At 56.0% G+C, this 15,179-nt stretch carries 14 protein-coding genes and 1 tRNA gene; 11 read left to right on the top strand and 4 right to left on the bottom strand.

Annotation, left to right across the window (positions count from 1 at the left end):
* Positions 1-154 precede the first annotated feature (154 nt).
* From GCE01_RS12210 to GCE01_RS12200, 3 genes are all read left to right on the top strand, one after another.
* The gene (locus GCE01_RS12210) at positions 155-2,533 is read left to right on the top strand and encodes a DUF3772 domain-containing protein (RefSeq protein WP_099213118.1); all 2,379 of its coding nucleotides are present in this window, start codon (positions 155-157) and stop codon (positions 2,531-2,533) included.
* Positions 2,534-2,619: 86 nt separating this feature from the next.
* A complete protein-coding gene (locus tag GCE01_RS12205) occupies positions 2,620-3,102 on the top strand; it encodes a hypothetical protein (protein ID WP_099213117.1) in 483 nt (160 codons plus the stop codon).
* A gap of 17 nt (positions 3,103-3,119) precedes the next feature.
* Entirely contained in the window at positions 3,120-4,577 is a 1,458-nt protein-coding gene (locus GCE01_RS12200) for a glycosyltransferase family 2 protein (RefSeq protein WP_099213116.1), read from the top strand.
* A 9-nt stretch (positions 4,578-4,586) separates the two neighbouring features.
* On the opposite strand, the gene GCE01_RS12195 is transcribed toward GCE01_RS12200, so the two are convergent.
* Genes GCE01_RS12195 through GCE01_RS12185 form a run of 3 tightly spaced genes read right to left on the bottom strand, consistent with a single transcriptional unit; the run spans position 4,587 to position 7,415 of the window.
* Positions 4,587-5,603 carry a zinc-binding alcohol dehydrogenase family protein gene (locus tag GCE01_RS12195; protein ID WP_086632838.1) on the bottom strand — a complete coding sequence of 339 codons (1,017 nt, stop codon included), beginning with the start codon at positions 5,601-5,603 and terminating at the stop codon, positions 4,587-4,589.
* 19 nt (positions 5,604-5,622) lie between these two features.
* On the bottom strand, positions 5,623-6,807 hold the full coding sequence (ubiM, locus tag GCE01_RS12190) for a 5-demethoxyubiquinol-8 5-hydroxylase UbiM (protein WP_099213115.1): 1,185 nt from the start codon (positions 6,805-6,807) through the stop codon (positions 5,623-5,625).
* 5 nt (positions 6,808-6,812) lie between these two features.
* Positions 6,813-7,415 carry a nitroreductase family protein gene (locus tag GCE01_RS12185; RefSeq protein ID WP_099213114.1) on the bottom strand — a complete coding sequence of 201 codons (603 nt, stop codon included), beginning with the start codon at positions 7,413-7,415 and terminating at the stop codon, positions 6,813-6,815.
* Between the two features lie 175 nt (positions 7,416-7,590).
* On the opposite strand from GCE01_RS12185, the gene hisB reads away from it, so the two are divergent.
* The 8 genes from hisB (at position 7,591) to GCE01_RS12145 (ending at position 12,179) form a co-directional block, all read left to right on the top strand.
* Positions 7,591-8,187: an imidazoleglycerol-phosphate dehydratase HisB gene (gene hisB / locus GCE01_RS12180; RefSeq protein WP_046901095.1), complete on the top strand. Its 597-nt coding sequence runs from the start codon at positions 7,591-7,593 to the stop codon at positions 8,185-8,187.
* Positions 8,184-8,576 (top strand): hypothetical protein, encoded by a 393-nt coding sequence (locus tag GCE01_RS12175; protein ID WP_099213113.1) that lies wholly within the window; start codon positions 8,184-8,186, stop codon positions 8,574-8,576. Before hisB ends, GCE01_RS12175 begins: the two co-directional genes overlap by 4 nt.
* Entirely contained in the window at positions 8,561-9,199 is a 639-nt protein-coding gene (hisH, locus tag GCE01_RS12170) for an imidazole glycerol phosphate synthase subunit HisH (protein WP_099213112.1), read from the top strand. Before GCE01_RS12175 ends, hisH begins: the two co-directional genes overlap by 16 nt.
* Entirely contained in the window at positions 9,196-10,542 is a 1,347-nt protein-coding gene (gene hisA / locus GCE01_RS12165) for a 1-(5-phosphoribosyl)-5-[(5-phosphoribosylamino)methylideneamino]imidazole-4-carboxamide isomerase (protein WP_174694843.1), read from the top strand. The genes hisH and hisA overlap by 4 nt, the downstream gene beginning before the upstream one ends.
* A complete protein-coding gene (gene hisF, locus GCE01_RS12160) occupies positions 10,536-11,297 on the top strand; it encodes an imidazole glycerol phosphate synthase subunit HisF (protein ID WP_099213110.1) in 762 nt (253 codons plus the stop codon). Before hisA ends, hisF begins: the two co-directional genes overlap by 7 nt.
* Positions 11,298-11,301: 4 nt before the next feature.
* On the top strand, positions 11,302-11,676 hold the full coding sequence (locus GCE01_RS12155; RefSeq protein ID WP_099213109.1) for a phosphoribosyl-ATP diphosphatase: 375 nt from the start codon (positions 11,302-11,304) through the stop codon (positions 11,674-11,676).
* 11 nt (positions 11,677-11,687) lie between these two features.
* Positions 11,688-12,053: a histidine triad nucleotide-binding protein gene (locus GCE01_RS12150; protein WP_099213108.1), complete on the top strand. Its 366-nt coding sequence runs from the start codon at positions 11,688-11,690 to the stop codon at positions 12,051-12,053.
* Between the two features lie 50 nt (positions 12,054-12,103).
* Positions 12,104-12,179: transfer RNA gene (locus GCE01_RS12145), tRNA-Glu, on the top strand.
* A gap of 516 nt (positions 12,180-12,695) precedes the next feature.
* On the opposite strand, the gene GCE01_RS12140 is transcribed toward GCE01_RS12145, so the two are convergent.
* A complete protein-coding gene (locus GCE01_RS12140; protein ID WP_244591215.1) occupies positions 12,696-15,071 on the bottom strand; it encodes a Hint domain-containing protein in 2,376 nt (791 codons plus the stop codon).
* Positions 15,072-15,179: the final 108 nt, after the last annotated feature.

The following is a 15,179-nucleotide window of genomic DNA, read 5'->3' as shown; positions in this document are numbered from 1 at the left end:
CAATACCAGCGCCTTTGCCCAGTCCGGCAGAGGCGCTTTCTTTTGCTCACCAGCCCAAAAAGACACCGATCGTCGCCTTTCCAAGGCTTTCCTGAACCTTGTGGCTCTTCGGATCGTTAAAACCCAACATCAAAACCAGGAGTGAAAGCCCCACATGCAAGAGCCCCACCTCACAGGGCCGGAAACCCGCCGGCGAACCCGCTTTACGTGCAGAAGCGCTTTCCTTGCCCTGACGCTCTTGTGTGGCGTACCGATCACAGCCCATGCCGCCCCCGCTGCGGCCCCGCAGGCAGCAGCACCAACAACAACCCAGAAAGCCGTTGTGGACAAGAACGGCGGTCTGGGCTGGACGGCCGTATCGGATACGATCAACCGCCAGCTTGAAGACAGTTCAGCAACGCTGAAACAGATCCTCAATGTTCTTAACCGGACAGACGCCAATCTTGGCAGTACCGAGTTGGACAATCTTTCTGCGCGTGCTCAGCGTGTTCAGCAGAATACGCAGGACGCACTGACGCAGATCCAGAACTACGACGACATCACGGACTCCTATCTTCAAATTCTTGGGCCCAAGGCCGCAGAGAACGAAGACCCGTCTGTCACGGAACAGCGTGCGCGACTGCAGCAGAATTCTCAGGGTGTGAAGTCCGCCCTGATGCGGTCCAAGCTTTACAATCTTCAGGCCAAGCAGCTCAATTCCGCCATCGCCACGCGTCGGACACGTCTGCAAAACGCCGCTCTGTCTGAACGGACAGTCTCTCCGCTGGCGCCCAAATTCTGGCATGCCCTCCTGACAGAACGCCCGGAAAACAAGTCGTCGCTCCATGAAGACGGCGTATTGTCAGCATGGATGATGCTTCTGATCGGCACGGCGGGAACATTGTTCCTGATCGGGATTGCGTCTCCTGTCATTCTGCGTCTGTTAAAGCGTGCGGGGGCGAAGTTCCGCTCATCCGCAGAAACCGGTGTGAAGGATGCACTGGCAAGCAGCATCATCGCCATCACGCTTAATGGTATTCTGTGTGCCCTTCTGGGAGGAATTACCTGGCTGATCTGGAGCGCCGCCGTACTCGACGCCGATGGTGGCCCCATCGCCGCCGTATTGGGTGAGAGCCTTCCCATCTGTGGCTTTATCATCGGGGCCGGACTTCCGGTTTTTGGACGAAAAGGCGTTCTGGAGGGCAACCCTAACGAACGCCGTGCCCTCCGTGGTGTAGACTGGATGCTGGCACTCAGCATTCTTGTCCTGAACCTTCTTCGCTCTTTCCGCGCTCAGGATGTCTTCGGCCCCACGCTTCAGACCGTCCTGGAAATGGCGTTCTCTCTGGCGATTGGCATCTGTGCAATCGACACCTTCCGCCGGTTGGGCAAGCAGGACGATACACGCCAGTTCGCACCCACCGCGCTGGGACTGTCTTCCCTGATTTTCGGCATCTCGCTCATCGCCGTGCTGCTGGGATATGTCTCCTTTGCATTCTCCCTGAACGGCTGGCTCCTGTCATTGGGAACGGGTCTGGCCGTCGTTGTTCTTCTGGGTCTGTGCTGGCGTAGTATTCTGGATCATCTTTTTGATCCAGAGGGCCGCTTTAGTGCACGTCTGCACCCTCTCGGCCTGTCTTCGCGTCGCCTTACGCAGATCGGTGTTCTGCTTTCCGGCATCGGGAACATCCTGCTGCTGCTGCTGCTCTTCTCGATCGCCCAGACCGACGGAAGCTTCAGCATGGGCGATATTGGCAGCCGCCTGCGCCTGCTGTTCGTCGGCAATACCATCCATGGCGTAAAGATCTCGCTCGATACGGTCGTTCTCTGCGTCGTGCTGGTAAGCGTCGCTTACTACATCATTCGCCAGACAAAACACTGGATCCGAGATCGTTTCCTGCCCACCACGCAGCTTGATATCGGTGCCCGGACATCCATCCTGAGCATTTTCACATACTGCTCGTGGATCCTAGTTGGCCTTGGCATTCTGTCCATTGCTGGACTGTCTGTTCAGAACCTCACCTGGGTGGTGAGTGCGCTGTCGGTAGGTATCGGTTTCGGCCTTCAGTCCATTGTACAGAACTTCGTCTCCGGCATGATCCTGATGGCAGAACGACCAGTCCGGGTCGGAGATATGGTGGAAATCGCGGGCGCCAAGGGTGACGTTAAGCGCATCAGCATCCGGGCGACGGATATTGGCCTTGGCGACGGCTCAACGCTGATTGTTCCGAACTCTCAGTTTATCACGTCCAGCGTCAAGAACTGTACCCTGTCCGGCTCAACAAGCGCTCTGACACTGAACTTCAAAGTACCCACCACCACCGACCTAGAAAAAGCCAAATCCCTGCTCATTGAGGTGGCTGCCCAGCGCTCTGAAATTCTGTCCAATCCCGCACCTGTGGTGCGGATCAGTGCGCTTGCAAGCTTTAGTCTCACCATGAGCCTGACCGTTCGGATCCTGTCTGCGCGAGACGCATCAGCTATACAGGATGCAATCCTTTTCGATGTTTTCCGCCGCTTCAATGCGGAAAATGTCACGCTCACAACTGCCTGATATTTCCGAACGCTCCGTGGAAAACCTCGCTTTTCCACGGAGCGTCTTTTAAGGTGATGAGTGTCTGAACCGCAGGGACACAGACCATGCCGCCATCACATGTTTCCGAACAGAACAGCTCTGGGCAGCTTTTCCATCTGCCCATTCGGGCACGTATGCTCGCCGTCAACGAAGCTGCTACTTATCTGGGATTGTCACTGCGCCGCTTGAGACTGCTTTCCATGCTCGGAACAGGCCCAGAGCGCGGTCATATGCCGAATGGGAAGCCCGCGTATCGACGGGAAGACCTCGAGAACTATCTCGTTCAGCTCTACGGCAAAGCTGATATTTCCAGCACTGAGATGGCTCGCCGCAGAGCAGAATACGCCAACCAGCGTAATTCCAGCCTTGAGCGTTTGCAGACAGATCCAAAGGCTACTCTCCCCCCACCGGACCCCTTCATGATGATGGCCACGAATGGGGAAGTGTGCCAGCATATGGTGTTCTTCATCCTGAAGGTCATGGCCATTTTTGGCTTTATCCTTCTGTGCATTTCACCCACACCGCTTCTGCGTACCCACTTCAACTGAGTCGAAATTAGCCCCGTATGAAAGTTGCCGTTGTTGCCATCGTCCGCGATGAGGTCTCTGATATCCTCTGGTGGCTCGGCTGGTATGTCAGTCTTGGCGTAGATACCATCATCGTCTTCGATGACGGCTCAAAGGACGGCACGGATCGTATTATTGCCGATGCGGCCTGTGTGCACGATATCCGCCTTTATCGCATCGAAAGCGACGGCGGATCTCATATAGAACGACAGAAACAGGTCTACCTGGAAGCCTTGGAACACCTCAAAAACGAGTTTGACTGGGTCGGCTTTCTGGATGCTGATGAATATGTATTTTTCCCAAACCACAACACCCTCCATCAGTTCCTAAGCGAGATGAACGATGATATTGGTGCGGTGGGAATAAACTGGTGTAATTACGGTAGCTCAGGCCATGTTACGAAGCCCCTCGCTCCTGTCTTTCATGCCTTTACGCATCATTACAAGCCTGAGAACAATATAAACCGTCACATTAAGTCGTTCGTCAGGCCAGATTACTGGAACGGGAGATGGTTCAATGTCCACTATTTTGATGTTAGCCCGTATCGTTACGTAGACGACTCAGGGCGTGATATCGAGTGGTCTGACACGCCAGGCATCACGAAAAATAGCCCATGCTGGAAGAACTCAAAAATAATGCATTACCAGCTGAGAAGTATGGAGCATTACGTAGAACGTACAAAACGTCGAAAAGACCTTAACCTTAGTTTACGCAACTTTACTGAGGCAGATCATAACGAAATTTGTGATCCTACCCCGCATGATAGCACGAACAAGATACGTGAATGGGTACGCCGCGTCATACGACAAGAATATGCGCGTGTTCTTAATGCTCTACCCAATTCAGACCTACTGACACCTCTTCCGCCGTCGGTACCGACACTGCATGTATTTTCAGTCTGGTCCCATGAAGGAAATTGTATCTGCGTCAGAGACACGAAACTGGAAATAGCGGACAAATCGCCAATAGAGCGTCCGCTTCTTGCAATCAGGATCGGCGAAGCTACTTCCAGAGTTTTTCTCACCACTATCGGAACAGATGGCAACCCCACATCAATCAACCCTGATGGTAATCCACACCTGCTCGATTTTTTATCTTACGATACGGTTTCCACAACCGAGCACCGGTCTGTGGCGTTACGCCAGACAGGCAACAATTTTTTCCTGAGCGTAACTTCTGAGAGTCTAGACGGGAGCGTTCCGTCAGACAGTCAGTCTTTCAAAGACGCCGAGATCTTTCAGTTGCGGCCGTTTGAAAATACAGCTGTATCAGACGACATTTTAAACGGACCGACGCTGAGCTTCGCACGCGCCGCATTGTCTCAGCCTGTCTCTCTCGCAACCATCAGCGCCCTGGCCAAGAAAGATTTGCGCCTGACCGTTTCCGTCCTCCCCCTCCTGATGGACTTTCTAGAGGATGCAGAGCGCGAGATGCTGGAAGCCAAACTTCCAGCCTGACAGCAAATTTTAGTCCGGGAAGCCTGAGAGCACGACTTTCCCAATTCCTTTGCCACTCTCCAGAATTTCATGCGCAAGGCGTAGATTTTCCAGTGTGATAGGGCCCAGGGTCTGATGCAGAGTTGTCCGAAGCAATCCAGCATCAACCAGCGATGCAATCTGCCCGAGAATACGCCCTTGCACAGCCATGTCCGGCGTATTGAAAGCTGGGCGCGCAAACATGTATTCCCAATGAACGGACAGTGATTTTCGCTTGAAGGGCATAATATCAAATTCGCCCGGATCATCGATCATCGCCAGCGCACCCTGCGGGGCCAACGCGCGAACAATCGCATCCTTGTGCTGCCCGGTTGCCGTCAAACCAGCCACATATTGCACATGCGGCAGGCCAATCCGGGCAAGTTCCTGATCAAGCGGCCGACGGTGATCGATGACATGATGTGCACCCATGGATTTGCACCATTCCACGGTCTCAGGCCGGGATGCAGTTGCAATGACCTTCAGGCCAGTCAGGCGACGCGCGATCTGCGTGAGAATGGACCCGACACCTCCAGCACCGCCGACAATCAGAAGCGCATCCGGGCTTTCCATCTGCCCGGCCGTGAGGCCCAGACGGTCGAATAGCAGCTCCCAGGCCGTTAAAGCAGTGAGAGGCAGAGCCGCAGCTTCAACATCCGTCAGGCTTTGCGGGGCACATGCGACAAGGCGCTCATCAACCGCCTGAAAGCGGGCATTACTGCCCTGCCTCAGATTGCTGCCTGCGTAAAACACACGGTCGCCCGCACGAAACCCGCGAACCTGGCCACCCGTTGCCACAACCCGGCCCACGGCATCGTAACCCAGAACGCGCGCCTCTCCTTCTGGAGGAGCGACAGACCGGAGCTTTGTATCAACCGGGTTCACGGAAACAGCCGAAACTTCAACAACAACATCCCGCGGGCCCGGCTCAGGGGTCGGGATATTCAATTCCACGAGCGCATCTGTTTCTTCGATGCGGGTCGCACGGGTGTGTCCGAAGGCTTTCATCACGGGCTCCGCAGGGTACTCAGGAATTACGATCCATCAGCATGCTTGTCACAGCTGACTTGAAGGGAAGAAGGCGGTTGGCAACGGCCAGACCCAACTTTCTGGCGGCCAGAAATGGCGTCTCGTCACGCGTATAAACTGTCGCGATTGCGTTGGTTGCAGCAAACAGTGGCGCCGTCGCCATACGATGCGTCCGGGCGAACTTTGAGAGCACGATGGGTGCTCCCGCATCTCCTGGGCCATCAGCGATGGCACGCGCGAGCGTTTCCTGTCCTTTAAGACCCAGATTGAAGCCATGCGCCGTAATAGGATGCATCCCCACGGCAGCATCCCCGATCAAGGCAAAACGCGGCGCATGAAAGCGATGAGCATAGACCGCTTTCAAAGGATAGGAACACCGCGGGCTCTCCAACTCCATTGGACCCATACGTCCCTGCGTCCGCTCCGTGATCTCGGCGTTGAATGCGTCGGCGTCGAGCGTCTTCAGTCGCGCAATTTCATCGTTTTCCAAGGTTAGAACGAGCGAGGACGAAGCTCCTTCACGTCCGTCAGGAGCGATTGGCAAAAGGGCAATTGTCTGTCCCTCGTCAAACCACTGAAGCGCGGTATGAGCATGGCTTTTTGGATGATGCATCCGACAGACCAGAATGCTCCGCCCAAAATCATGAACGATTGCACCGATGCCCGCATTGTCGCGCAATCGCGAGAAGCGTCCATCTGCTCCGACCAGAAGATCTGCAGTCAGTTCCGTACCGTCTGTCAGTGTTACAGAGGCGGACTGCGCATTATGTCGTGCCGTCTCAATCCCTTCCCCGGCGCGGATTTCGAGGCCCGGTGTCTGCTCTGCCACACGATACAGAGCCCGGCGAATCAGATGATTGGCAACAAGATATCCAAGTGCGTCAGGGCCATCGGCTGGCGCATCAAACAAAAGCGGCGGACTGCCGGCCATGCCGGTTTCAATGCGCGCCGTGTGCATGGGGCAGATGGACGTTGCCGGGATCTCAGCCCAGGCTCCTGCATCTTTCAGCCAGTTCGCGGCGTGATGCGTCAGAGCAATTTCTCGCCCGTCAAAAGGCGGATCAGCCAGAACAGATACTGGCGAGCGCTCAATGACACAGACCCTGCGGCCATCCCGGGCAAGAGAAATGCCACAAGCCAGACCAACCGGGCCGCCACCCGCAACAATCACATCATACCGCATTCTGTTCAGCCTGCGTCTGCATCGAATGTAATGGGCTCGCCTTTCCAGACTGCCATATAATTTTCGATGTCCGGGCGCTTACGACCCTCGACCGGCTTTTCCGGCGTTCCGACGAAGAGGAAGCCCGCAAGACGATGCGGATCTTTCAACCCAAGCGATTCGAGAAGCGCACGGTCTTCGCAGAAAGGTCCCGTAACCCAAACCCCGCCAAAGCCTTCGGCATGCAACGCGTTAAGAACATTCATCGCACCGGCAGCCACGGACATTTCCTGCTCGATGACCGGGATCTTGCCGTCAGGGACAATATGCATCCCCAGCGCGATAATCATGGGCATGTTGGAGAAGCGATCCCGTCGCTTTTCCTTCTTGGCAGATGGGGCGTCAGGCTCCTGCCGTTCCATGGCTTCCAGCACCACCTGGGCAAAGGCCTCCCGATGCTTTCCTTTGATGACCGTGTAGCGCCACGGTCGCATCCGGCCATGATCCGGCGCTCGCAAACCTGCAGACAGGATATTGCGAAGCTGCTCGCCCTTGGGGGTCGGCTCAACGAGGTTATCGGTCGAGGCGCGGGAGAGAAGGAAGTCGAGGGAGGAGTGATGATGTGCCATGGTTCAGATATGGCGCGATCAGCCTCATCCGCCAAGGGGGCGACAGAGTCTCGCCCAAACTCTTGAAGACAGGTGACAGTCTTCCCGTTCTGCGGCACTCTAGGACCCTTCTTTTTCATCCTTTATCTCAGGGACAGCGTGGAAATAACCCTCCCGCTGGTGTAGCAGAACCACCATGACCGAACCCCGTCACGCCCGTCTGCACCGCGCGACAAGCGAAACCGATATCACCCTTGCCCTGTCTCTTGATGGGCAGGGACGCTCAACCGTGGACAGTGGCATCGGCTTTTTCGACCATATGCTGACGGCACTCGCCAAACATGGCGGCTTCGATCTGGAATTGCTCGCCAAGGGTGATCTGCACATTGACGGGCACCATACGGTCGAAGACGTCGGCATCGTGTTTGGGCAGGCTTTCCGTCAGGCGATCGGGGACAAGCGCGGCATCGAGCGCTTCGGTCATGCACTGGTGCCGCTGGACGAAGCCCTGTGCGAAGCCGTGGTGGATATTTCCGGCCGCCCCTATCTGGCGTGGAACGTGGTTTTCCCACGCGAGAAGATCGGCACGATGGATACCGAACTTTTTGAAGAATTCTTCCGTGCTTTTGCAATGTCTGCGCACATAGCGCTGCACCTGACATGCAAGGCAGGAACAAACGCCCACCATATTGCAGAAAGCGGTTTCAAGGCCGTGGCACGGGCCCTACGCGTTGCCGTCTCGATGGACCCCCGTGCGGCGGGCGCCATTCCCTCCACCAAAGGCGTCCTGTGAAGCTTTTCACGCCCTGTACGGACCCCGCCTCATCGCGGCCGCTGGGTTTGCCTGTCATGGTGCAGAACGGATTTTCCTGGCGTGTCATGTTTTTCGGATGGCTGGGACTTCTCACTTATGGCGCCTGGATCTCCGGACTTCTTGCCGCAGCGGCGTCCATCTTGCTGCATGTCTTTATTGCTTCACGCTGGGACATTGCGATTATCGTAGGCATTCATGCGCTCCTTGCCACGTTCACGGCAGAAATCCGTCTGTGGGAAATGCGCCTCAATGGCCGCCAGATGGGCCTGCCGATCCCTGCCCCAAGCAAGGATATTGCGCTGATCCGCTGGGCGGACCGGCACACATCACCTGTTAGCCCCCCGGAGTTCCCATGCGCGTCGTCGTAATTGACTATAATGGTGGCAATCTTGCATCGGCCGCTCAGGCCGCCAAAAAGGCTGCGGCATTGCGTGGACTTGACGCAGACGTCACCATTACGCGCGATGCGGAAGCCATCCTGAGTGCCGATCGCCTGATCCTGCCCGGTCAAGGCGCATTTGCCGATTGTGCCGCAGGCCTTGGGCCAGATCTTCGCAATACTCTTGAGACTGCAACGGCTAAAGGCACGCCTTTCCTTGGCATCTGTGTTGGCATGCAACTCATGAGTGAATATGGCCTGGAGCATGGCCGTACCGAGGGACTGGGCTGGATTTCAGGCAATATCCGTCGCATGGATGAAGCCGCCAGCGCAGGTCTGCGCCTGCCCCACATGGGCTGGAACACGCTTGATTTCAAACCGGGCGCACATTTGCTGACGCAGGGCCTGGAACCCGGAATGCACGGCTATTTTGTTCATTCCTATGCCTTGCATGACGGGCATGAGGACGAACTGGTGGCGACCGCACAGTACGGAAATTCGGTCCCCGCCATCGTTGCGCGCGCCAACCGGTGCGGAACGCAATTTCACGTTGAAAAAAGCCAGACTGTTGGCCTGACCATCATGGGCAACTTTCTGAGGTGGACGTCATGACCGTTGTTTGCGAACGGGTCGTTTCATCCCTCTCGCCCGATGACATGGAAGCGCTCTGCGAAGCGGTAACGGCAGGCATTCTGGATGGCGGCGGTTTCGGCTGGCTCCAGCCGCCCGGAAATCAGGCTCTGGAGCGTTATTTCGAAGGCCTGCTTCTGGTGCAGGAACGCAGCCTGTATGTGCTGCGCGAAGACGGCATCATTTGCGGTGCGGGACAACTTGTGCGTCCGCCTTCCAGCTATGAAGCCCATGCCGCCACAGTCAATCTGACAGGCTTCTTTGTTGCACCCTACGCCCGAGGGCGAGGACTGGGGCGCGCTTTAATTCAGTCCATGATACAGGGCGCAAAAGCCATGGGTAGCAAAGTTATCAACTGCGACGTGCGTGAAACGCATGCTGCTGCCATCGGGCTGTTCCGGTCGCTCGGTTTTGAGCACTGGGGCACCCATCCCTATTATGCACGGATCGGAGGCCAGACGGTGCGCGGACTTTTCTTCTCCAAACTACTCGCCGGTGAACATGAAGCGGCCCGCTGGCAGTCCAGCATTGCTGCACCGGATGCCGGCGGCGCGCCTGTTTCCTCCGAGACCACCAAAGGCCATCAGGGCCTGATGCTCTACCCCGCCATCGACCTGAAAGACGGCGCCTGCGTTCGGCTTCGCCGTGGCGAAATGGAAGATGCCACTCACTATTCCGACGACCCTGCGGCACAGGCCAAGCTATTTGAAGAAGCAGGTTGCCGCCATCTGCACGTCGTTGACCTCAATGGTGCTTTCGCTGGCAAATCGACAAATGTGCCAGCTATTGAATCCATCGTGAAAGCTACTGGCCTGCCGGTGCAGCTTGGTGGCGGCATCCGCGATATGGCCGCCATTGAGCGCTGGCTGGAAGCAGGCGTTTCTCGCATCATCCTCGGTTCCGTGGCGGTAAAAGACCCGGAACTGGTTCGACAGGCCGCACGCGCCTTCCCGGGCCAGATTGTTGCTGGGATCGACGCCCGCCAAGGCCGCGTTGCAACAGAAGGCTGGGCAGAAGTTTCGGAACTTGAAGCCAACGATCTGGCACTCCGTATGGAAGATGCAGGCGTTGCCGCCATCATCTTCACCGAAATCACCCGCGACGGGATGCTGGCCGGGCTTGATCTTGAACAGACAGCAGACATGGCGCGCCGCCTCTCCATTCCCGTCATTGCAAGCGGTGGCGTCGGCACCCTTGATCATCTTCGGGACCTGCGCACTATTGCCCGCGATGTACCGGGCATTTCCGGCGCCATCGTCGGCCGGGCGCTTTATGATGGGCGCATCTCTCTCAAGGACGCCCTGGACGTACTCGGTTCATGCTGAAACTCCGCGTCATTCCCTGCCTTGACGTCAAGGACGGCCGCGTCGTCAAAGGTGTGAATTTCGTCTCCCTGCGTGATGCAGGTGACCCGGTAGAGCAAGCCAAGCTTTACGACGCTGCCGGTGCTGATGAGCTGACATTTTTGGACATCACGGCCAGCGTCGAAAACCGCGATACCATTCTGGATGTCGTCCGCCGCACGGCGGAAGCCATCTGCCTTCCCCTGACTGTCGGCGGCGGTGTTCGTACCTGTGAGGACATGCGACGCCTGCTTCTGGCTGGCGCCGACAAATGTGCTGTGAATTCGGCGGCGATCACGCGCCCTGAACTGATCCGTGAAGCCTCGCAACGCTTTGGCAGCCAGTGCGTGGTCGTGGCGATTGATGCACGGTCGAATGGGCGTGGTGGCTGGGAAGTCTATGCGAAGGGCGGCCGCGAACCCACCGGACTGGATGCGGTAGAATGGGCCAAAAAGATGCAGGATCTGGGCGCAGGAGAAATCCTACTCACCAGCATGGACCGTGATGGCACGAAGTCTGGTTTCGATCTGGATCTGCTCAGAGCGGTCTGTGGTACAGTGACCATCCCTGTTGTTGCATCCGGCGGCGTTGGCGAATTGCATCACTTTGTTGAAGGCGCGCAGGTTGGCGCAAGCGGCCTGTTAGCCGCCAGCGTCTTCCATTTCGGACAGTTCCGCGTTGGGGACGTCAAACAGGCACTGAATGAGGCCGGCCTTCCGGTCAGACTTGGAGAATAAGGCAATGGCAAAAGCAGCAAAGCCGGAAGAGCGCAAAACGACACCGGCCAGAGAGCACGTGCTGGAGCGCCTGTTCGAGACCGTTCAGTCCCGTCGCGGCACAGACCCGACGCTGAGCCATTCAGCGCGTCTGATGGCCCGTGGTCGCAACAAGATCGCCCAGAAATTTGGCGAAGAAGCTGTTGAGTGTCTGATCGAAGCCGTTAATGGCAATCGCAAGGAACTCGTCGGGGAGAGTGCTGACGTTCTTTATCATCTCATCGTCATGTGGGTGGACGCAGGCGTCTCTCCCGACGATGTCTGGACAGAGCTGAAGCGTCGCGAAGGCACAAGTGGGATTGCCGAAAAAGCGTCGCGCCCCAAGGAAAAGCTTGGTTAAGGGACAAAGCCATGACGTACGACCACAGTAATATCTTTGCGCGCATCCTCCGTAAGGAGATCCCGTCCCGCACGGTTTACGAAGACGACTACGCGCTGGCCTTTTACGACATCGCCCCGCAGGCACCTATCCATGTGCTGGTCATCCCCAAAGGGCCATATGTCTCCATTGCGGACTTCAGTGCGACAGCATCAGCCGATGACATTACTGGCTTCTGGAGAGCGGTCGCAAAAGTGGCTGAAGCGGAGGGTCTGACGAAAGACGGTTTTCGCCTTATCAGCAACTCCGGCGCCAATTCGGGCCAAGAAGTTCCTCACTTCCACGTCCACCTTTTTGGCGGCGCGGCACTAGGCCCTTTGCTTTCACAAAAACTGTAAAATAATACTTGCAAACCCAGAGGGCCTCTTCTATTAACGCCCTCGCTCTGGTCCCATTCGTCTAGAGGCCTAGGACACTGCCCTCTCACGGCGGCAACAGGGGTTCGAATCCCCTATGGGACACCATCTAATTTATCGCAGCCTTCTGCGAATTTTAGTGGTAATTGGATGATCTCCTCGCTTTCCATATGTTGGATTTCGAGCCATTCCTGAGCCAATCAGGAAAATATGGCTCTCTGCTGTCAGAAGCATCGGCTCAGCCGAAACAGCACGGCTTCAGCTAAAACATCTATCAAGAATTCGGCATCACATTATCTGAGTGAATGCGAAGCAAACTCCGATACAATACTCACGAATCTATACTCGCGCCTTAATGAATGACCAGCATAGAAAAAAATTTTGTAAAAAAGCCGAAACGAGAGATGGAGAAGCATTCGTTAGACCGAATAATCACTCGTGCAGCAAAAATGAATGGTACGGTTTAGAGCAGAATGCCAAATTCACACATTAATGAAAATATGTAGACATCGCTTTGCTCAGGGATAGTACAGGCACTGAGCCTATTTTAAATCTTTACTTGTATTGACAGACGCCTGACATGATGGGGAGGCAATCGCCTCCCCATCATCATTTAATAGCGCGTTATCCGGCCTGACGCAGATCAGAGCGCACAGTGTGATCTTCCATAAGGTATGGTCCACCGGACACAACCTGAATGGAGAGAATGCTTGGCTCTCTGCTAACGATATCTCCGCTCTGCAGCGACAGGGCTGCATCCCCATCTGTCCAGCGGTATCTGGAAGATTCCAGCCCGTGCCATCCTGACAGGTGAGACAGGGAAAGATGCGCTGTCAGACTGATTGTCTGACGGGAAGCAAAGAGTGAAACATCCCCAACAAGAACACCCAGATCACGACGGTCATCCACAAACGGTCCGATCGTGTCACTCGGACGGCTTGTCCGCGAAACCAGCCGTACGGTTGCGACATTCGCAGGGATCATGAATGTGACCCGATCGTTCGCCTGGCGCAGCGGACGGACAATCTGCCCAAAGTTTGTCACCAGGTGCAGATCTGGATCCGTCGTCAGTTCAGGCTGAGGCGCAGCACTTGCAGCACGTGCGGCAATCGCGGCATGGATCGGCTCGACAAACGCCCGGGACGTCTCCAACGGCAGTGTTTCCGAACCGCCAGCCTTTGAGCCGCCAAAGATTGCGGTCACTGTGTGGTTGTCGAACTGGCTGCGGTTACCTGTATCGAGATAGCTCTCGGTCAGTGCGTTTTCAGCCCAGACCGCTTCATGGCTCTCCAGCTCCACATGGTAATAGGTGTAGCTGTTGATCGTGCGATCAATCAGGATCGAGGCACCGTTGACCAGCATACGGGCGGGAACAAGCTTGCCCTCGAAGACCATGCAGTGTTCCTGCGTGACCAGGAGATCACGGGACGGAACGCCATCGGCCAGAGCGCCCTCGCGGATGCGGACGAGCCAGTTTTCTTCTGGCACACGCTGGTCGGCGACCGTGATGGAGCGATGACCCAGCCATTTGACGGGCATGGCGCCTTTGGGTGTCATGACCAGCGTACCCGGTACAAGGGTCTCGACAGTTGCTTCGCCGTCTGGCGTCGTGAGCGAGGTGCCCTCTGCAAAGCACGTCGTGTAAATCAGGCCACCATTACTGTCAGACGACAGGGTGTAACCGTAGCTGCTGGCGCCCGGTACATTGAGCGAGTACGTGCCGCCGGTCGTGTAAAACGTGATGCCACTTGCAGTCGTGCTGACACTGGTAACACTGGCCTGCGGAATGGAGGCAAGATCGATCGTGTCCTTGGGAGACCAGCCAGAAATTGTATTGGTTGGCATGGAGGTGCCGCTGACAACCAAACGCGCACCATCACCAGAGAGCAGGATGCTATTGCTGCCAACAGTGCCGTTGACAACCAGAGTGCCGCCCGAAGAGACAACTGCCTGCCCTGCAATCGTACCGCCGGAGGCAACAGCTACAGTACCGCCATTCTGAACTGTGGGCGTGGATATCGCGGCACCACTCAGAACATTGAAGGTAACGTTATTGGAAACAGTCCAAGTTCTGGTATCTTTAAATCCGGATTCCAGATTAACAACACCACCATTCGACGTGAAGGTTGTATTGTTTGTTCCGCCGGTAGGTGTGTAAACATTCAGCGCTCCACCATCCACTACCGTGCTGGATACAACGCCACCCTGAACATTTATCGTACCACCGGAAGAAATACGCGAGCCAGACAGAACGGCTCCCGAATTGACGGTAATTGTATTTCCGCTGGTCGCGTAATTTCCACTGGTAGCCGTAAAAGTTACACCAGACTCCAGAATGAAGTTACCGCCAGTACCAACAATAGTCGTGCTAGTCGTATTGTTGGTGTACAGATCCAGTGTACCACCACTTATGACAAGATTGGTTCCGGCGCTTGCATACGCTTGAAGAGTAGCCGAGGCACCACTTCCAATCGTTTGGTTAGCAAGAGTTGCACCGGAAGAGACTACTAATGTAGTGCCAGCTCCCGAGAGCACCCCCCCAGAGATGCTTCCTGAGTTCGTGATCGTACCCGTGAGAATAGTACCTGAAGCCGCCGTAATAGCAGCACCTGCTGCGACAGTGCCTCCGCTGATGATAGCACCGTCAGCAGCGCTCAGGACGCCGCCGCTGAAAGCACTAACAGCAAGAACAGTTGCCCCGCTAGCGGCACTGACAGTACCGCCGCTACGAATATAGGGATTATTGGCCGTTCCACCGCCAGAAACGTAACGAATACCTCCGCCCAAGATGACACCTTGGTAGGAAGAGCCGCCACTGGAAATGTAATCCTTACCACCACCACTGACCACTCCGTTCCGCACGATGGCGCCCGACGAAACAAATCGCTGACCGTAGTTGTATTGGTCCTGCGTTGCACCGCCACTCGAGACGATTTCAATATCGCCAGCGGAGATAACATTCGAGGCGACTTGCCCCGAGGAAACATTATAAGTCGCCATTGCGTGTGCATCCTCAATCATCAGTCACTGAGCGGAATGTGAAAGGGTTCACGCCCTGGCCAAGTGAACTGTCCTCACTGCAATTACCCGTCAGTTTTATGGGAGCAG

The organism is Gluconobacter cerinus (assembly GCF_002723935.1).
Taxonomy (GTDB): Bacteria; Pseudomonadota; Alphaproteobacteria; order Acetobacterales; family Acetobacteraceae; genus Gluconobacter; species Gluconobacter cerinus.
The sequence above is the reverse complement of the archived record's forward strand: the minus strand, read 5'-3'. Positions and strand labels throughout refer to the sequence as shown.

Coding starts and splice junctions, on each gene's coding strand:
- hisB (WP_046901095.1), top strand. CDS start 7,591: ATGACCGAACCCCGTCACGCCCGTCTGCACCGCGCGACAAGCGAAACC.
- GCE01_RS12140 (WP_244591215.1), bottom strand. CDS start 15,071: ATGGCGACTTATAATGTTTCCTCGGGGCAAGTCGCCTCGAATGTTATC.
- GCE01_RS12195 (WP_086632838.1), bottom strand. CDS start 5,603: ATGAAAGCCTTCGGACACACCCGTGCGACCCGCATCGAAGAAACAGAT.
- GCE01_RS12205 (WP_099213117.1), top strand. CDS start 2,620: ATGCCGCCATCACATGTTTCCGAACAGAACAGCTCTGGGCAGCTTTTC.
- GCE01_RS12185 (WP_099213114.1), bottom strand. CDS start 7,415: ATGGCACATCATCACTCCTCCCTCGACTTCCTTCTCTCCCGCGCCTCG.
- hisF (WP_099213110.1), top strand. CDS start 10,536: ATGCTGAAACTCCGCGTCATTCCCTGCCTTGACGTCAAGGACGGCCGC.
- GCE01_RS12200 (WP_099213116.1), top strand. CDS start 3,120: ATGAAAGTTGCCGTTGTTGCCATCGTCCGCGATGAGGTCTCTGATATC.
- ubiM (WP_099213115.1), bottom strand. CDS start 6,807: ATGCGGTATGATGTGATTGTTGCGGGTGGCGGCCCGGTTGGTCTGGCT.
- hisA (WP_174694843.1), top strand. CDS start 9,196: ATGACCGTTGTTTGCGAACGGGTCGTTTCATCCCTCTCGCCCGATGAC.
- GCE01_RS12155 (WP_099213109.1), top strand. CDS start 11,302: ATGGCAAAAGCAGCAAAGCCGGAAGAGCGCAAAACGACACCGGCCAGA.
- GCE01_RS12150 (WP_099213108.1), top strand. CDS start 11,688: ATGACGTACGACCACAGTAATATCTTTGCGCGCATCCTCCGTAAGGAG.
- GCE01_RS12210 (WP_099213118.1), top strand. CDS start 155: ATGCAAGAGCCCCACCTCACAGGGCCGGAAACCCGCCGGCGAACCCGC.
- hisH (WP_099213112.1), top strand. CDS start 8,561: ATGCGCGTCGTCGTAATTGACTATAATGGTGGCAATCTTGCATCGGCC.